The following is a 15,499-nucleotide window of genomic DNA, read 5'->3' on the forward strand; positions in this document are numbered from 1 at the left end:
TGCTATTGCATAAATCTCAAATTTCTGGTACTACTGCTTTGTAAGTTGCTTGATAGATATTGCTTGTTCACTTAATACCTATTTGAAATAAACAGAACGTATTTATTGGTTTGAATTAGAACCAGCTAGCCAAGAATAGCTGACAGCAGTTTGGCTAGGGAGGGCCTTCTAAGCTTCCGGTGCCGCAGGCATTCCGATGCAAGGAGGAAAGGAAGCTTAGATCCGCCCGAAAGAGCCAAACGGGGCCCGCCGGCCACGAGGCAAACGGGTTGCGGTACAAATAAGATAGCACCGCCGCCTAGAGACGGGAACCGGCTCCAAGTAAAAACAGGATGTGTTTAAATTAAGTAGAAAGTAACCGTATTATTTAAACTTCTGAGAACAGGCAAGCCACTTTACTTCTGGTGAGGTTTCCGGCTTAGCTTCTACTTCCTTTTCTATTAAAAATCCGCAATTATTGTGATTAAGGCTTTTGCCGCAAACCGGCTCTATCCGTTCTTCAGCCTGCTTGTTCAACGGGTAGGATATTAACTTTTTACGTTGCTGGCTAATCTTTTATCAAACTTCCTAAATAGATTAAGAATCAGTTGAACTATTTTGTTTGATATTGTCTTTGTTACAATATCTTATCTGCTAGTAAAGATTTGCTTAAAATAAATACTTTTTCCGATTACCTCCCAGCGCGTCTTTTAATAGACTCTTATTCTTTATTTATTATTCCCTGCAGCTTTTATTGCGTCTGTACTATTCATCAGCTTACAATTTCTATAACTCTTTCTACTGGTTGTTGCGGTAAATTTTATAAGTATTGGGTATGATCGTGTTTGAAAAGAATAATATTGAATTAGAATTACATTTAGAGTTAAAAATTCTGGAGATACGATGGATAGGCGGAATGAATGAAGAGGATTTGAAAGTTTTATTTTATAAAACAGTAGAAACAGCGAACAAGTATGCGGTGGAAAGTATCTTGCTGGATGCCACGTACGTGGAAACGGGTAAAAGCGCCGCTGTATACGATACACGCTTACAGCCGCTTTTTCAACAGAAAATAATGTTGCCCACCGTAAAGAGAATAGCCCGGGTTTCGTCCGGCAATTCTTCTTACGATGAAGCTTTCAACCAACATTATGCTACTTTAATGAAATCTAATCCCGCCGCCTTTGAGTTCCGCAATTTTAACCATCATTACGAAGCTATGGATTGGTTAACGGCGAAGTAAATTTTTGCTTTTCTAATGGAAGGCTTTTTCAAGTATTAAACGGCGAACTACTGGTAATTCTTTTTTAAAATGTAATCCCGGCTCATAGCCAGACTCTCAAAAGGCTCCCGACTTGTTTGGTCTTGTTCGACAAACCAATATTTTAGTCCGGCTACCTGACGCGCCGCAAATATCCGGTCGAAATTAATTACCCCGTGGCCCACTTCGGCAAATTGCTCCGAGCCTCTTTCCATATCTTTTACGTGCCACAACGGAAAACGACCCGGGTGCTTCTGAAAATAAGCTACCGGATCTACGCCGGCTTTGGTTATCCAGAAAAGGTCGGCTTCCATTTTTACTAATTCTTTATCTGTACGTTCCAGAATAAGGTCGTAAGGAACAATGCCGTCAATGGGCGGGAACTCAAAATTATGGCTATGGTAACCCAACTGAATTTTAGCCTGCCGGCAGGCCTCCCCCGCTTTATTTAATTTATCCGTTAGTTCTTTATACAAATCAAGGCTGGTGCGTTCTTCCTTAAACAACCAGGCACATACCATATACGGAATGTTCATGAGAGCGGTATCTTCCACCGCTTTATCCCAACCGTACCACAAAGTGCCTTTGGCTTTATCAATCCGCCCGGTTTCAAAGTGAGCACTAATAATAGTAAAGCCCAGATCCGAACAAATTTTACTGAATTCCTTTGGAGTTTTGCCCCAATAAGTGCCATCGTACCCGAACAGTTCTAATTGATTATAACCTAGTTTTGCGAGTTTGGTTAAAGAACCCGTCAGGTCTTTTTTCAGGTATTCCCGGATGTTCCAGAGTTGCACTCCCAAGGGTTTTTGTGGAGCCGCTACAAGGTCAGGTGTTACAGTAATAGCTGTTGCTCCTAGCACCAGCGATTTTACAAAAGTTCTTCGTTGCATTACCTGTTTTGTTAAATCCGGAAACAATTTCAAGATACTAAAATTAACCTAGTATTGCCAGCGGATTTAAACCAGGAGAAATAGTAAAAAATAAAAGGAGCGCACAATTATAACAGCTTTGGGTAACAGACTAATCTATTCTCCGGCTTGTTTCTGCTTTTTTAAAGTTTCAAGTCTCGGTGATTTCAAGTAAAAGCAAAGTTTTATCCCGTAAGTAGGCCAAAATTAAGTACACTCAGAATATACTGGTAGCTAAGGTAAAGTTGTTAAAAGCCTTTTCTCGCGCTTAATAAATCTTCCTGTTTTCCCGGTCAAAAAGTGTTGTAAATAAATTAGGTGTATAAACGACGTTTATTTAATGCTTGCTTTACGGCTCCAATTTCGTGAGCTATAATATTTCCCGGTTTTTGAACAATAATATAGGTTAAATTACATGTATGAAGTTTGTAAATTTTTATTTCGTTTATTAAAATAATGGTAACATAAACTGCTATTTATTAATGGTCTAAATTATTTAATGTCTTGTTAGTAGATATTTCGTAAACCTGTCAGCTTCCTTAAAAAAACTTGTTGCAAACCTGTAAAACGAAATTTAAATTTGAATACTTTTATAAATGTAATTTTTACACTTAAACTTTATTTTTTGATCTAATGAAGCAAGATGAAAAGTAAAGGGAGGTGAGAAACTAAGTCACTTTAACAAAAAACGCAATGAAAAGAAAATTACTTAGGACGGCGAAGGTCATTTGGATGCTTTCTCTTTTACTTATTTCCTTTACTCAAGCCTGGGCACAACAGCGTACGGTTACAGGTAAAGTTACGGGAGAAAACAATGAGGGGTTGCCAGGAGTAACCATTGTTGTAAAAGGTACCAGCACGGGTACCACCACCGGGACATCTGGTGAATTCACGGTAGATGTTCCCAGTGGGACAAGTACTTTAACGGCTTCTTTTATTGGTTACGCTACCCAGGATGTGCCGGTAAATAACCAAAGCGTCATTAATATCCGGTTAGCCCCAGATACCAAAGCATTAGAAGAAGTGGTGGTGATCGGTTACCAAACAGTCCGGAAGCAAGATTTAACTGGAGCGGCTTCGGTTATAAACCCGGAAGCGGCTACCAAAGTAACGACCAATACGGTGGCTGAAGCTATTCAGGGCTTAGCTCCGGGAGTTACGGTGCGCAATACGGGCCGGCCGGGAGCAGGTGCTTCCATTGACATTCGCGGGGTGGCTAGTTTTACCAACACCAGTCCATTGTACGTGATTGATGGTATGATTGCCGATGCTTCGCCTACCCTCAACACGGATGATATTGAATCCATCCAAATTTTGAAAGATGCTTCTGCCGCAGCTATTTATGGCTCACGTGCCGGCAACGGGGTAGTAATTATAACCACGAAAAAAGGCAAAGAAGGCCCCGCTAAAATTGGCGTATCGGTAAAACATGGTTTGCAGCAATTACCCAAACTCTGGGATGTAATGAACGCCGAAGAATTTGCCGCTACCCAACGTTTACAATACGAAAATTCGGGCGCTACTCCTCCGGCCAGTGTGTCCTTAACGCCACCTACTGGTCCGGGCAGTATCCGGCACTATACCGTTACCAACACCGACTGGCAGAAAGAAGCTACTCAGTTAGGTTCGCTGGCCGATTACAACGTGACTTTATCGGGTGGTTCCCAGAACAGCAGTTATTTAATTTCTGGCTCGTATTTTACCAACGAAGGCGTCGTGATTGGCAACTCTTTCGACCGGGCCAGCTTACGGGTAAATACCCAAGGTTCTAAAGGCAGAATTACTTTCGGGGAAAATCTGGTGCTGACGCATTCCTGGGAAGAAAGACCTTTGCTGGTGAATCCGTTTTACGATATGCCGCAATTGCTGCCAGTGATTCCGGTACAAAGTCCCAGTTTAGTAGATGTGAACGCCAATAACCCCGGTGGCTGGGGGTTAGGCGACCCGGTTACTGCGCCAAGTTATGCCTGGAACTACATCGCCATGACTAAACTGTTTAATACCACGCATAAATACTCCCGCCTGGTAGGTAATGCCTTCGTGGATGTAAAATTATTCGATTGGTTAAGTTATAAGTTTAACGCTGGTTTAGACGGAGGTTTTGATTTTAATCAGAATATCCGGACTCCGGGTAACTGGGTTTTAGGGCAGGCTTTTGAGGCGAGTCACGTTTACCAGAACCGGCAAAACTTTTACACGCTGCTTTTTGAGCACACGCTTAACTTTAATAAAGTATTTAATCGCCATAACTTAAATGGGGTAGTAGGTTACACGCAGCAACGTACTAACCGGGATATAATTGAAGCCCGCCGCAATGATTTACAGAATTTTGGCGGTCAGGATTTAACTACTATTAGTTCCGCCATCGGCGATCAAACTTCTGAAGGAAGAGTTTTAGATGATTACCGCCTGAACGGAGCTTTAGGTCGAATAAACTATACCTACGACGATAAGTATCTTTTAACCCTTACCGGTCGCTACGACGAAGACTCCCGGTTTGGAGCGGATTACCGCAGTAAGTTCTTCCCGTCCGTAGCTGTAGGCTGGAGAATCAGTCAGGAAGATTTTTTACGTCAAGATTGGTTATCTGATTTAAAACTTAGGGCATCATATGGCCAGCTAGGAATTGCTACCGTAGGATCCTGGGATTACATCGGCGTAATTAATAATAACCCGCGGGTTGTTTTTGGAGCGGATAACCAAACGATTGCCGTAGGCGCTTACCAGGCACGGTTAACCAACCCGGACTTACGTTGGGAAACCAGAACATCTAAAAACGTAGGGTTTGATGCTGCTTTCTTAAATAATAAAATTTTAGCCAGCGCCGAATATTATCATTCCTTATCCGAAGATGTTTTGGTACAGTTACCCGTAGCGTATTACCTGGGTAATCTGGGCGGGGATCCTTTCGTGAATGCGGCTTCCATCAGCAACCGGGGCGTGGAGTTCTCGGCCACTTACCGCAGTTCCGAAAATCCTTTTAAATGGGATATAACGGCTAATTTCACTACTATTAAAAACCGGGTAGAAGATTTAGGTAACCAAGGCGAAGGTATTAACTACTTGCAGGTGGGTGCTACCCGCTCACAAATTGGCCGGGGGATTGGTGAATGGTTTGTGGTAGAAACGGATGGCCTTTTCCAGAGTGAGGAAGAAGTGCTGAATCATAAAAATTCGCAAGGCACCGTTATTCAACCATTTTCTAAGCCTGGCGACGTGCGGTTTAAAGATTTAAATGACGACGGTCAGATTAACGACGAAGACCGTACTTTTAAGGGCTCGCCCTGGCCTAAGCTGCAAACCGGCGCTCAATTCAACGCTTCTTACGGCGGCTTTAATTTTAATCTGCAATTAATAGGAGTTTTTGGTCAAACCGTTTTCAACGATGTTAGAAGAATCCTGGATTCTTACGTAAACACCAACTTCCGGAGCGATATAAACCCCTGGACACCTACCAATACAAACACTTCTGACCCCCGGTTAGCCCGTAATACCGAGCTCGGAGTGGAATTTAACAATCGGTACGCGAGTGACCGTTGGCTCGAAAAAGCAGGTTATGTGCGGGTGCGCAACGTAGAAATTGGTTATAATCTGCCCAAAACATTTTTAAGCCGGATGCATATCAACAACGCCCGAATTTATATCAGTGGACAAAACTTACTGACTATTACCAAATATAAAGGCCTAGACCCAGATGTAACCGGAGTAGGTATTCTGGAAAGAGGCGTAGATGCCGGAAACTGGCCAGCGAGCCGGGTATATTCAGTGGGTTTAAATTTTGAGTTTTAATTTGCAAGCAGCTATTTATATGAAAAAGATATTGTGTTTATGGATGACTGTCGGTCTTTTAGTAACCGGTTGTCAGCAAGACTTAGATGTAGTTAATCCGAATGCTCCTACCACCGACCTTTTCTGGAAGAATGCTACTGATGCGCAGCAAGGGGTAAATGCCATTTATAGTACTTTACACCGGGGGCCTATTGTTCTTTGGCAATGGTTTTACTACACGGTGCGCTCGGATGAGGCTTTTAGCCAAAGTCCCCGGACCGATATACCCAACAACATGGATAAGTTCCTGATTACCAATTATAATTTCGGAGAAACCAACTGGATTTACGGCGATAATTATATTGGCATTTTCCGGGCAAACCAGGTGCTGGATAACGTGCCGAACATACAAATGGATGAGGCTTTAAAATCTCGTTTAATGGGCGAAGCTAAATTTTTCAGGGGATTTTTCTATTACAACTTAGCCAGTTTATACGGTAACGTGCCTCTTATTCTGGCTACTTCTAAACCTACTGATTTACCAGCGAATGCCACCCGGCAGGAAGTTTGGGCCCAGGTAGTAAAAGATTTAACCGAAGCTTCCGGTGTTTTACCAACTAAATACTCTGGTACAGATGTGGGCCGCATTACCAAAGGAGCCGCATATGCATTGTTAGCCAAAGCTTACCTGCAGCAAAGGCAATACGACCAGGCTCTTACTCCTTTGCAATGGCTCGTGGAAGGCGAAGGGAAAGATATTTATAGCTTAATGCCTAATTATCGAGATAACTTTTTGAGTACCACCGAAAATAATGCCGAGTCGGTATTTGAATGGCAATTTGCTACTAACCCATCCGAATTTACGGATAATGATGTGCAAACGCCTAACCAAAACTACGGCTCGCCACTCGCTCAATTTGTGGCTCCGTTAAATGTAGGATTCTCTGATGCCGAAATGCAACGTTGGGTAGTAAATGAGTTTCATCAAGACAAAACTACGGCCGGTGAAAGAGATCCTCGTTTAGCGGCTTCTTTACTTTACGATTCAACGGATGTACGCGGGCCGGAATTTACGCAGATATATGGTCAGACTTTTGCGCAGCGCTACGGTACTACCGGTAATAACCGCGGAAGAGTTTGGTTACGCAAATTCCAGAACGATGCAGAGCCCGGCCGGGCTAACGAAGGATTCCGTTCGGCTAATAACTACCGCTTTATCCGCTACTCGGATGTGTTGTTACTATACGCCGAAACTTTAAATGAATTAAACCGCACTGCCGAAGCCTACCCATACGTAGACCGGGTACGGCAAAGAGCGGGGTTACCAGCCTTAACGCAAGCTAAACCAGGCTTGGACCAGACGCAATTCCGGGCGCAAATCATGCACGAACGTGTAACCGAACTTGCCGGCGAAGGACATCGCTGGAACGATTTAGACCGTTGGGGTTACTTTGAATCGCAGGAAAAAATAAATGAACTAGCGCAACGTGACCCTGCTTTTACTACTTTTATTGTGGGCCGGCATCGCTTGTTGCCCTTACCGCAACGTGACGTGGATATTAATCCTAATTTGCAACAGAATCCTAATTATTAATTCTTGTTCCGTAACTGCCTTCTGTACTTTTAGGCAAGCGGAAGGCAGTTATTAAATTAATGCCGCCGCGCTCCTTTTTGCGAATGCTTCTGAATTTACGAATTGTCTAGTAAGAAATTTCAGTGGAAGTTAAAGCAGTTAAATACTGATAAAATTTAAGAATTAGTAATTTTTAAAGTTTAGGCACAAGCAATCAAATTTTACAATCGGCATTTTCGATTGTGTGTGTAGTCAGGAAATTAAAAACAGTTAAAATTTATAACCCTATCCGAATGAATAAAATAAGACTAAGCTTACTAATGCTGCTGAGTTACTTTTCAGCTAATGCCCAAAATACTGTTAAAATCAATGCAGCAGGCACAGGCAATTCTGAAGTAAAAATTAGCAAACACATTTACGGCCACTTTGCCGAGCATTTGGGTGCTTGTATTTACGGCGGTTTTTACGTGGGCGAAGATTCTAAAATACCCAATACCAATGGGGTCCGGAACGACGTGGTGGCGGCACTGAAAACATTAAAAGTGCCTAATTTGCGTTGGCCGGGTGGTTGTTTTGCCGATACTTACCACTGGAAAGATGGTATTGGGCCGAAAGACAAACGTCCGTCCATGGTGAATACCTGGTGGGGCGGGGTTACGGAAAATAACAGCTTTGGTACCCATGATTTTTTAAATATGTGCGAACTTATTGGCACCGAACCTTATTTGGCCGGTAACATTGGCAGTGGCAGTGTACAGGAACTCGCCGATTGGGTGCAGTACGTAAATTTCGACGGCGAAAGCCCTATGTCGAAGCTGCGTCGCCAGAACGGGCGCGACAAACCCTGGAAAGTTAAATTCTGGGGCATTGGTAACGAAGCCTGGGGCTGCGGTGGTAACATGACGGCTGATTATTATGCCAACGAATATCGTAAATACGCCACTTTCGTCTCTGACTGGACCAATACGGGAGCCTTGTTCCGGATTGCTTCCGGCGCCAACTCCGCCGATTATAACTGGACCGAAACCTTAATGAAAAATATTCCGGGCAATATGCTGAGTGGCGTAGCGCTGCACCATTATTCGGTAATCGACTGGAATAAAAAAGGCCCTTCTACCGATTTTAACGAGCAGCAGTATTTCACCACCATGCAGCGGGCATTACAAATGGAAGAATTGGTAACCAAACATTCCGCTATCATGGATAAATACGACCCCCAGAAGAAAATAGCCTTGGTAGTAGATGAGTGGGGCGGCTGGTACGAAGTAGAACCCGGCACCAATCCTGGCTTTTTATATCAGCAAAATACCATGCGCGACGCGATGATTGCAGGCGTAACTTTAAATATATTTAATAATCACAGCGACCGTGTCCGGATGGCGAATTTGGCTCAGGCTATAAATGTGTTGCAGGCCGTTATCTTAACCAAAGACGAAAAAATGGTGTTGACACCCACCTACCACGTAATGGAAATGTACAACGTACATCAGGATGCTACTTTATTGCCGGTAGAAGTGAAGAGCAAAGATTATGTAGTGAATAATCAGAAATTACCGGCAGTTTCGGCTTCTGCTTCCCGCGATGCCAAAGGATTAACGCATATATCGCTGGTAAATATTGATAGTAAAAATGCCCAGGAAATTAGTCTTGATTTGCCGGGTACAAAAAGTGGAGGCGTAACGGGCCGGATTTTAGCTTCCTCGAAATTGCAGGATTTTAATTCCTTTGAGAATCCTAAAAAAATTCAGCCGGCTGCTTTTAAAGACGCGAAGTTAAATGCGGGCAAATTAACCGTGAAAGTGCCGCCTTTTTCGGTGGTAGTGTTGGAAGTGAAGTAGGCCGTAATTGAAATCATGCAAAAGTATTTATCAAAAGGTATTTCGGGAGTCGTCTTATTTCTGTTGGGAGCAAGTTTGGTAGCTTGCTCTCCAAACGAGGAAGTAGCGCCTAATCCGCTGGTAGTGAACCCGCCGGTAGAAGTACCTTTTGATATTAACACCCTTAGCGACACCTACGCAGCCATTGCTCCATATGAATTCCGGTTTAAATGGGGACCATATAACACCCACGACCCTTCCATTATAAAAGAAGGCAGTTATTTCTACTGCTATAGCACCGATGCCGGCTTTGGGACCACTGTTCCGGCAGGTATTCAGGTTCGAAAGTCAAAGGATTTAATTAATTGGGAATACGTGGGTACGGCTTTCAATGACTTGCCTCAACAAGGCGCTGATTTTATTAAACAAAACGGCGGTACTCCGTTTAATTCTTTGTGGGCGCCTTATATTCTAAAAGTTAATAATGAGTTTCGCCTGTATTATTCTTTGTCGTCACCTACGCCCCGGCTAAGTGTTATTGGTTTAGCTACTGCCGCTTCCCCGGAAGGCCCGTGGACCGAAAAAGGTTTGGTAGTTACCTCGTTAAATAATTCTATCATCCAAACGAATGCTATTGACCCAACGGTAGTGGTGGATAATTCTGGTAATCATACTTTTTATTATGGCTCCGCCTGGGATGGTATCTATACTTTAAAACTCAATCCGGCTACTGGTTTAGCGGCTTTGCACAATGATAAAGGCACCCGGGTAGCGCAACGTGGTTTTACGGGTAATAAAATAAATGGGAATATCGAAGGCCCGGAAATTATCTATCAGCCGGAATTAAAAAAATACTACTTGTTTATTTCCTACGATTGGCTGGAGACCAAATACAACGTGCGGGTAGGCCGCTCCGACTTCCCCGAAGGACCATTTTACGATTTTAATGGCAAAGACATCAACTCCACTGAGGACCACGGGCCGATGATTCTGGCGCCCTACCAATTTGCCGGACACAGTGGCTGGCAAGGAGTAGCGCATCCTGCGGTTTTTGCCGATAATGGTCAGTATTATATGGCGCACCAGGGGCGGCCCGGTGAGAATAAATTCTTTATGGTATTGCACGTCCGGAAAATATACTGGACCAAAGATGGCTGGCCAATTGTGTCGCCGGAGCGTTTTTCGGGTACGGAACAAACCACTATTCCTGACTCCGAATTAGTCGGTATTTGGGAACAAATTACTTTAAGCTACCAAGTAGTACCAGGCTACGCCGAAGAGCAGGTATCGCCGGATTTCCAAACTTCGATTCCTTTGGAGCTAAAAGCCGATGGCACTCTTAATAATGATGCTGCCAGTAAATGGACGTACAAGGCTCCCTGGCTGGAATTGAATTGGAGCAATGGGAAAACCGATAACGTGTACGTAGAACGGGGGAGAGATTGGGAAAATAAAAAGCCTTGTTTAGTGTTTACCGGGCTAAATACGGCCGGCACAGCCATCTGGGGTAGGAAATAATTGAAAATTTGAATAATTCAACAAATTGAAAAGATTAATGATGCGAAAAAATGTATTTCTAGCTTGCGTAATTGCCGCCGGATTTTTTGCTGGATTGCCAGAAAGTAACGCCCAAACTAAAACATTTACAGTTAAAGCAAATGAGGTAAAAGCTTCCGTTTCGCCTACCTTATGGGGCGTTTTTTTTGAAGATATTAACTTGGGTGCCGACGGCGGTATTTACGCCGAATTAGTAAAGAATCGTTCTTTTGAGTTTGATACGCCTTTAATGGGCTGGAAATTACTACAGCAAGGAGAAGAACAGGGTAGTTTGCTGGTAAATAACCGTGGCGAACTAAATGGCGCTAACTCCCGGTTTATTCGGGTTACTTCTAAAACTCCTACTGGTAATTTCGGCTTTTCGAACGAAGGTTTCCGGGGTATGGGCATTAAAAAAGGCAACCAGTACGATTTCTCTGTTTTAGCTAGTCAGCAAGAAGGTACTGTTTCTTTGGTAGTAGAATTAACCAACAGTAAGGGAGAAAAATTAGGGTCCACTACCATTACTCCTACCGGAAAACCCTGGAAGAAATACAACGCCAGCTTCACCGCCACCGCTACCGAGCCAAAAGCCATGTTAAACATTTACATGAAAGGCCAGGGAATAGTGGATCTGGACATGATTTCTTTGTTCCCGAAAGATACTTGGAAAAACCGACCAAACGGGATGCGCGCCGACTTAGTACAACTGCTAGCCGATATGAAACCAGGTTTTATCCGTTTTCCGGGTGGCTGCATTGTAGAAGGCCGGACTTTAGATGAACGTTTTCAGTGGAAAAAAACCATTGGGCCCGTGGAAGACCGGGGTTATTTAATTAACCGCTGGAACACAGAATTTAAACACCGGCTTACCACCGATTATTACCAGTCGTTTGGTTTAGGTTTTTACGAGTATTTTCAATTAGCCGAAGACATTGGGGCCGAGCCGTTGCCCATTTTAAATTGCGGCATGGCCTGCCAGTTTAATACCGCCGAAGTAGTGCCGCTGGAAAGTTTAGACCCTTACGTACAGGATGCCTTGGATTTAATTGAATTTGCGAACGGCTCCGCTGATACAAAATGGGGTAAAATGCGGGCTGACATGGGCCATCCAGCACCCTTTAATTTAAAAATGATGGGCGTTGGTAACGAAAACTGGGGGCCGCAATACATCGACCGGTTAAAGATTTTTACTCAAGCAATTAAAGCCAAATACCCCAATATTCAACTGGTGAACAGCTCCGGTACCGACCCGAGCGGCGAACGTTTTGATTATTTAAACGGTGAACTACGGAAGATGAATGCCGATATAATCGACGAGCATTATTACCGGGCGCCCCAATGGTTTTTAGATAATGCCAAACGTTACGATAACTACGACCGCAAAGGGCCCAAAGTATTTGCCGGCGAATACGCCGCGCAAAGTGTAGCCATTGCCAGCCCCGATAATAAAAACAATTGGCAATGTGCCCTATCCGAAGCGGCTTTTATGACGGGTTTGGAGCGCAACGCCGATGTGGTTGCCATGGCTTCGTACGCTCCTTTGTTTGCGCACGCCGAAGGCTGGCAATGGACGCCCGATATGATTTGGGTAGATAATTTAAAATCTTATGGTACGCCTAATTACCACGTTCAGAAATTGTTTTCGACTAACAAAGGAACCAATGTAGTGCCCTTACTGCTGAACAACGAGGTGGCAACTGGTCAGGATGGTTATTATGCTTCAGCCGTACTGGATAAAAATAAAAAGGAGTTAATCCTAAAAGTAGTAAATGCTTCAAATAAAACCCAGGAAACAGATTTTGTAATTGATGGCTTAAGTAAAATTGCCGCCAAAGGTACATTAACCGTACTTCGCAGCGACAAACTGGACCAGGTAAATTCTTTTGAAAATCCAACGGCTATTAGCCCGGCAGTGAAAGATATAACGGTAAAAGATAAAAAAGTGAAATTACCGTTGCAACCTTATTCGGTAAATGTGATTAAGCTAAAGTTTTCATGATAAAACTTTTAAGTTTCATTTTCAACTGGAGCTACCATTAGCACCTAAGAAAATAGATAAACCAGAAGGAGAAGCCAGAAAAGCAGGAGCGAAGAGGAAAAGACAGCAGTCGGGGCAACGAGGGCCTTCTAAGGTTCCGGTGTCGACGCAGGAGACATTCCACAGACGGAGTCGAGGAAAGGAAGCTTAGACCACCCGTGTGTCCCGACGAGGCCCGCCGGCCAGGAGGCAAACACGGACTTGTCAAACTAGATAGCACCGTAGCTTGGAGACGGGAATCGGCTCCAAAGATAAACAGTTGATTTTAGCAATACCTCTTCTAGGATGCATGGAGAGAAGCCGATTAAAGTGTCAAAACGAAAATGAAATCATTATTTAAATTTTTGCCTTTTGTGGTGGTGTTATCTGGACCAAGCTTGGCTCAAAATTCCGCTTACAAAGATTACCCGATTTCGGCAGTCGAAATAAACAAAGTAGAGTTAACCGACAATTTCTGGCTACCCAAAATCAAAACGGTACAAAATACTACCATCCAGTTTGGTTTTAAGAAATGTGAGGAAGAAGGCCGGTTAGAGAACTTCCTGATTGCGGGTGGTAAAATGACCGGTAAAACCCGGGGTAAAATGCCTTTTGATGATACCGATGTTTATAAATTAATTGAAGGTGCTTCCAATTCTTTAATCAGTGCTCCAAATAAAAAACTGGATGCCTACCTGGATTCAGTTATTGCCATTATAAAAGTAGGCCAGCAACCCGATGGTTACCTTACCACCTGGCATACTATTGACCAGAATCATCCGCCGGCTCCTTGGGTAAAACCAGGTCCACGGTGGAAAAGCGAGGCCATGAGCCATGAGTTGTATAATGCCGGTCATTTGTACGAGGCCGCGGCTACGCATTATATCGCCACGGGTAAGCGCAACTTTTTAGAAATAGCCCTCCGAAATGCCGATTTACTCGTTAAAACTTTCGGTCCGGAACCAGATAAATTACAAATCCCGCCGGGGCACCAGATTGTCGAAACGGGTTTAGTTAAATTGTACCGGATAACCGGAAAAGAAGATTATTTAAAACTTGCTAAATTTTTCCTGGACCAGCGGGGCGTAAAATCTAACGGACGGGAACTCTACGGACCTTACAGCCAAGACCATTTACCAGTAACTCAACAAACCGAAGCGGTGGGCCATGCGGTTCGGGCGGTGTACCTATTCGCCGGTATGACCGATGTAGCCGCTATCTACGATAATAAAGCTTATTTAAACGCAGTGCAAACCATTTGGGAAAACATGGTGAGCAAGAAAATGTATCTTACCGGAGGAATAGGAGCATTGCACGAAGGAGAGGCTTTCGGGAAAAATTACGAATTACCTAACAAAACCGCTTACGGGGAAACCTGTGCCGCAATCGGTGATGTGTATTTTAACCACCGTTTGTTTTTACTAACTGGTGATAGCAAATACTACGATATAATCGAACGTACGCTTTACAACGGCTTAATATCCGGCATTTCTTTATCCGGCGACAAGTTCTTTTACCCAAATCCGCTGGAATCGGATGGCAAATACGCGTTTAATTTTGGTTCCTGTACCCGCCAGCCTTGGTTTGAGAGTTCTTGCTGCCCCACTAATCTGGTCCGGTTCGTGCCGGCTATGCCCAGCTTAATCTACGCTACCCAAGCCGATAATTTGTTTATTAATTTATTTGCCGCAAATAAAGCCCAAGTTAAAGTCAACAATACCAATGTTGCCGTAGCTCAGCAAACGGAATATCCTTGGCAAGGTAAAATTACCGTAGCAGTTAACCCGGAAAAAGCAATTAATTTTAATTTAAAAATCAGAATTCCGGGTTGGGCCCGCAACGAAGTTGCGCCGGGTAATTTGTACGCGTATGCCGATAAAAAGCAAGGCGAAGTTACCGTAAAAGTAAATGGGCAAAAGGTAAATATTTCTCCCGACCAAGGCTACGCCGTAATTGCCCGCCAATGGCAGAAAGGCGATAAAGTGGAGGTAATGCTTCCCATGAACATCCGTCAGGTAATTACCAGCAATCAGGTAAAAGAAAATCAAAACCACGTTGCTTTAGAATATGGACCCTTGGTTTATTGTGCCGAAGCAATAGATAACAACGGTAGCTTGACAGGAATCAAAGTACCCAATATTGCACCTTTAAAAGTAGAGAGAAGGCCTGATTTGCTGCAAGGAGTGAGTGTTATCTCGGGGCAGTTAGCTGGTAAAAAGTTTGTGGCTATTCCTTATTATGCTTGGTCGAACCGGGGAGTGAATGAGATGAAAGTATGGTTGCCCAAGGCTGATCCGGATAGTAAAAATTAAATAGCTGAAACTTCATTAATAGGTTTTATCCTAAAGTTATTCTATCCTTATTTGGAAATGTAGAGTTGTTGAATTTTTATCTGTCGCGAGCGTCTTCGCTCGTGATGTTTATCGTCCGGCCTCTGGCCGGTAGGGATTTAGCTTAGTTGCTTTAATGGAACGTCTAGCACTATGCCCGGCCAGAGGCCTATCAGATGGTTAGACACGAGCGAGGACGCTCGCGCCAATTTTAATAATAAGTAACTTAAAAGCCTTTCCTCTCAAGGAAAAACTGCTCCATGTTCAGCGTAACAGTAATTAAAAATTAAATATTAGCTTTAAA

General features: G+C 43.6%; 8 protein-coding genes. 7 read left to right on the top strand and 1 reads right to left on the bottom strand.

All coding sequences use genetic code 11. The features are described from left to right. The first annotated feature begins 814 nt into the window (after nucleotides 1-814). Nucleotides 815-1,222, top strand: a complete 408-nt coding sequence (locus tag AHMF7605_RS20710; RefSeq protein WP_106931929.1) for a hypothetical protein — start codon at nucleotides 815-817, stop codon at nucleotides 1,220-1,222. A gap of 47 nt (nucleotides 1,223-1,269) precedes the next feature. On the opposite strand, the gene AHMF7605_RS20715 is transcribed toward AHMF7605_RS20710, so the two are convergent. After that, nucleotides 1,270-2,133 carry a sugar phosphate isomerase/epimerase family protein gene (locus AHMF7605_RS20715; protein WP_106933556.1) on the bottom strand — a complete coding sequence of 288 codons (864 nt, stop codon included), beginning with the start codon at nucleotides 2,131-2,133 and terminating at the stop codon, nucleotides 1,270-1,272. A gap of 711 nt (nucleotides 2,134-2,844) precedes the next feature. On the opposite strand from AHMF7605_RS20715, the gene AHMF7605_RS20720 reads away from it, so the two are divergent. The 6 genes from AHMF7605_RS20720 (at nucleotide 2,845) to AHMF7605_RS20745 (ending at nucleotide 15,177) form a co-directional block, all read left to right on the top strand. Further along, nucleotides 2,845-5,940, top strand: a complete 3,096-nt coding sequence (locus AHMF7605_RS20720) for a SusC/RagA family TonB-linked outer membrane protein (RefSeq protein ID WP_106931930.1) — start codon at nucleotides 2,845-2,847, stop codon at nucleotides 5,938-5,940. 19 nt (nucleotides 5,941-5,959) lie between these two features. Continuing rightward, nucleotides 5,960-7,513, top strand: a complete 1,554-nt coding sequence (locus AHMF7605_RS20725; RefSeq protein WP_106933557.1) for a RagB/SusD family nutrient uptake outer membrane protein — start codon at nucleotides 5,960-5,962, stop codon at nucleotides 7,511-7,513. 272 nt (nucleotides 7,514-7,785) lie between these two features. Further along, the gene (locus AHMF7605_RS20730) at nucleotides 7,786-9,330 is read left to right on the top strand and encodes an alpha-N-arabinofuranosidase (RefSeq protein WP_106931931.1); all 1,545 of its coding nucleotides are present in this window, start codon (nucleotides 7,786-7,788) and stop codon (nucleotides 9,328-9,330) included. Between the two features lie 15 nt (nucleotides 9,331-9,345). Next, a complete protein-coding gene (locus AHMF7605_RS20735) occupies nucleotides 9,346-10,827 on the top strand; it encodes an arabinan endo-1,5-alpha-L-arabinosidase (protein ID WP_106931932.1) in 1,482 nt (493 codons plus the stop codon). Nucleotides 10,828-10,864: 37 nt separating this feature from the next. Continuing rightward, nucleotides 10,865-12,847 carry an alpha-L-arabinofuranosidase C-terminal domain-containing protein gene (locus AHMF7605_RS20740; RefSeq protein ID WP_199200277.1) on the top strand — a complete coding sequence of 661 codons (1,983 nt, stop codon included), beginning with the start codon at nucleotides 10,865-10,867 and terminating at the stop codon, nucleotides 12,845-12,847. Between the two features lie 362 nt (nucleotides 12,848-13,209). Further along, on the top strand, nucleotides 13,210-15,177 hold the full coding sequence (locus AHMF7605_RS20745; protein ID WP_106931934.1) for a glycoside hydrolase family 127 protein: 1,968 nt from the start codon (nucleotides 13,210-13,212) through the stop codon (nucleotides 15,175-15,177). Nucleotides 15,178-15,499: the final 322 nt, after the last annotated feature.

Origin of the sequence: Adhaeribacter arboris, assembly GCF_003023845.1 — a bacterium.
Lineage (GTDB): Bacteria > Bacteroidota > Bacteroidia > Cytophagales > Hymenobacteraceae > Adhaeribacter > Adhaeribacter arboris.

What these genes read in the sequence shown, in the direction of transcription:
- AHMF7605_RS20710 (WP_106931929.1), top strand. Translation starts at nt 815, where the DNA reads ATGATCGTGTTTGAAAAGAATAATATTGAATTAGAATTACATTTAGAG.
- AHMF7605_RS20715 (WP_106933556.1), bottom strand. Translation starts at nt 2,133, where the DNA reads ATGCAACGAAGAACTTTTGTAAAATCGCTGGTGCTAGGAGCAACAGCT.
- AHMF7605_RS20720 (WP_106931930.1), top strand. Translation starts at nt 2,845, where the DNA reads ATGAAAAGAAAATTACTTAGGACGGCGAAGGTCATTTGGATGCTTTCT.
- AHMF7605_RS20725 (WP_106933557.1), top strand. Translation starts at nt 5,960, where the DNA reads ATGAAAAAGATATTGTGTTTATGGATGACTGTCGGTCTTTTAGTAACC.
- AHMF7605_RS20730 (WP_106931931.1), top strand. Translation starts at nt 7,786, where the DNA reads ATGAATAAAATAAGACTAAGCTTACTAATGCTGCTGAGTTACTTTTCA.
- AHMF7605_RS20735 (WP_106931932.1), top strand. Translation starts at nt 9,346, where the DNA reads ATGCAAAAGTATTTATCAAAAGGTATTTCGGGAGTCGTCTTATTTCTG.
- AHMF7605_RS20740 (WP_199200277.1), top strand. Translation starts at nt 10,865, where the DNA reads ATGATGCGAAAAAATGTATTTCTAGCTTGCGTAATTGCCGCCGGATTT.
- AHMF7605_RS20745 (WP_106931934.1), top strand. Translation starts at nt 13,210, where the DNA reads ATGAAATCATTATTTAAATTTTTGCCTTTTGTGGTGGTGTTATCTGGA.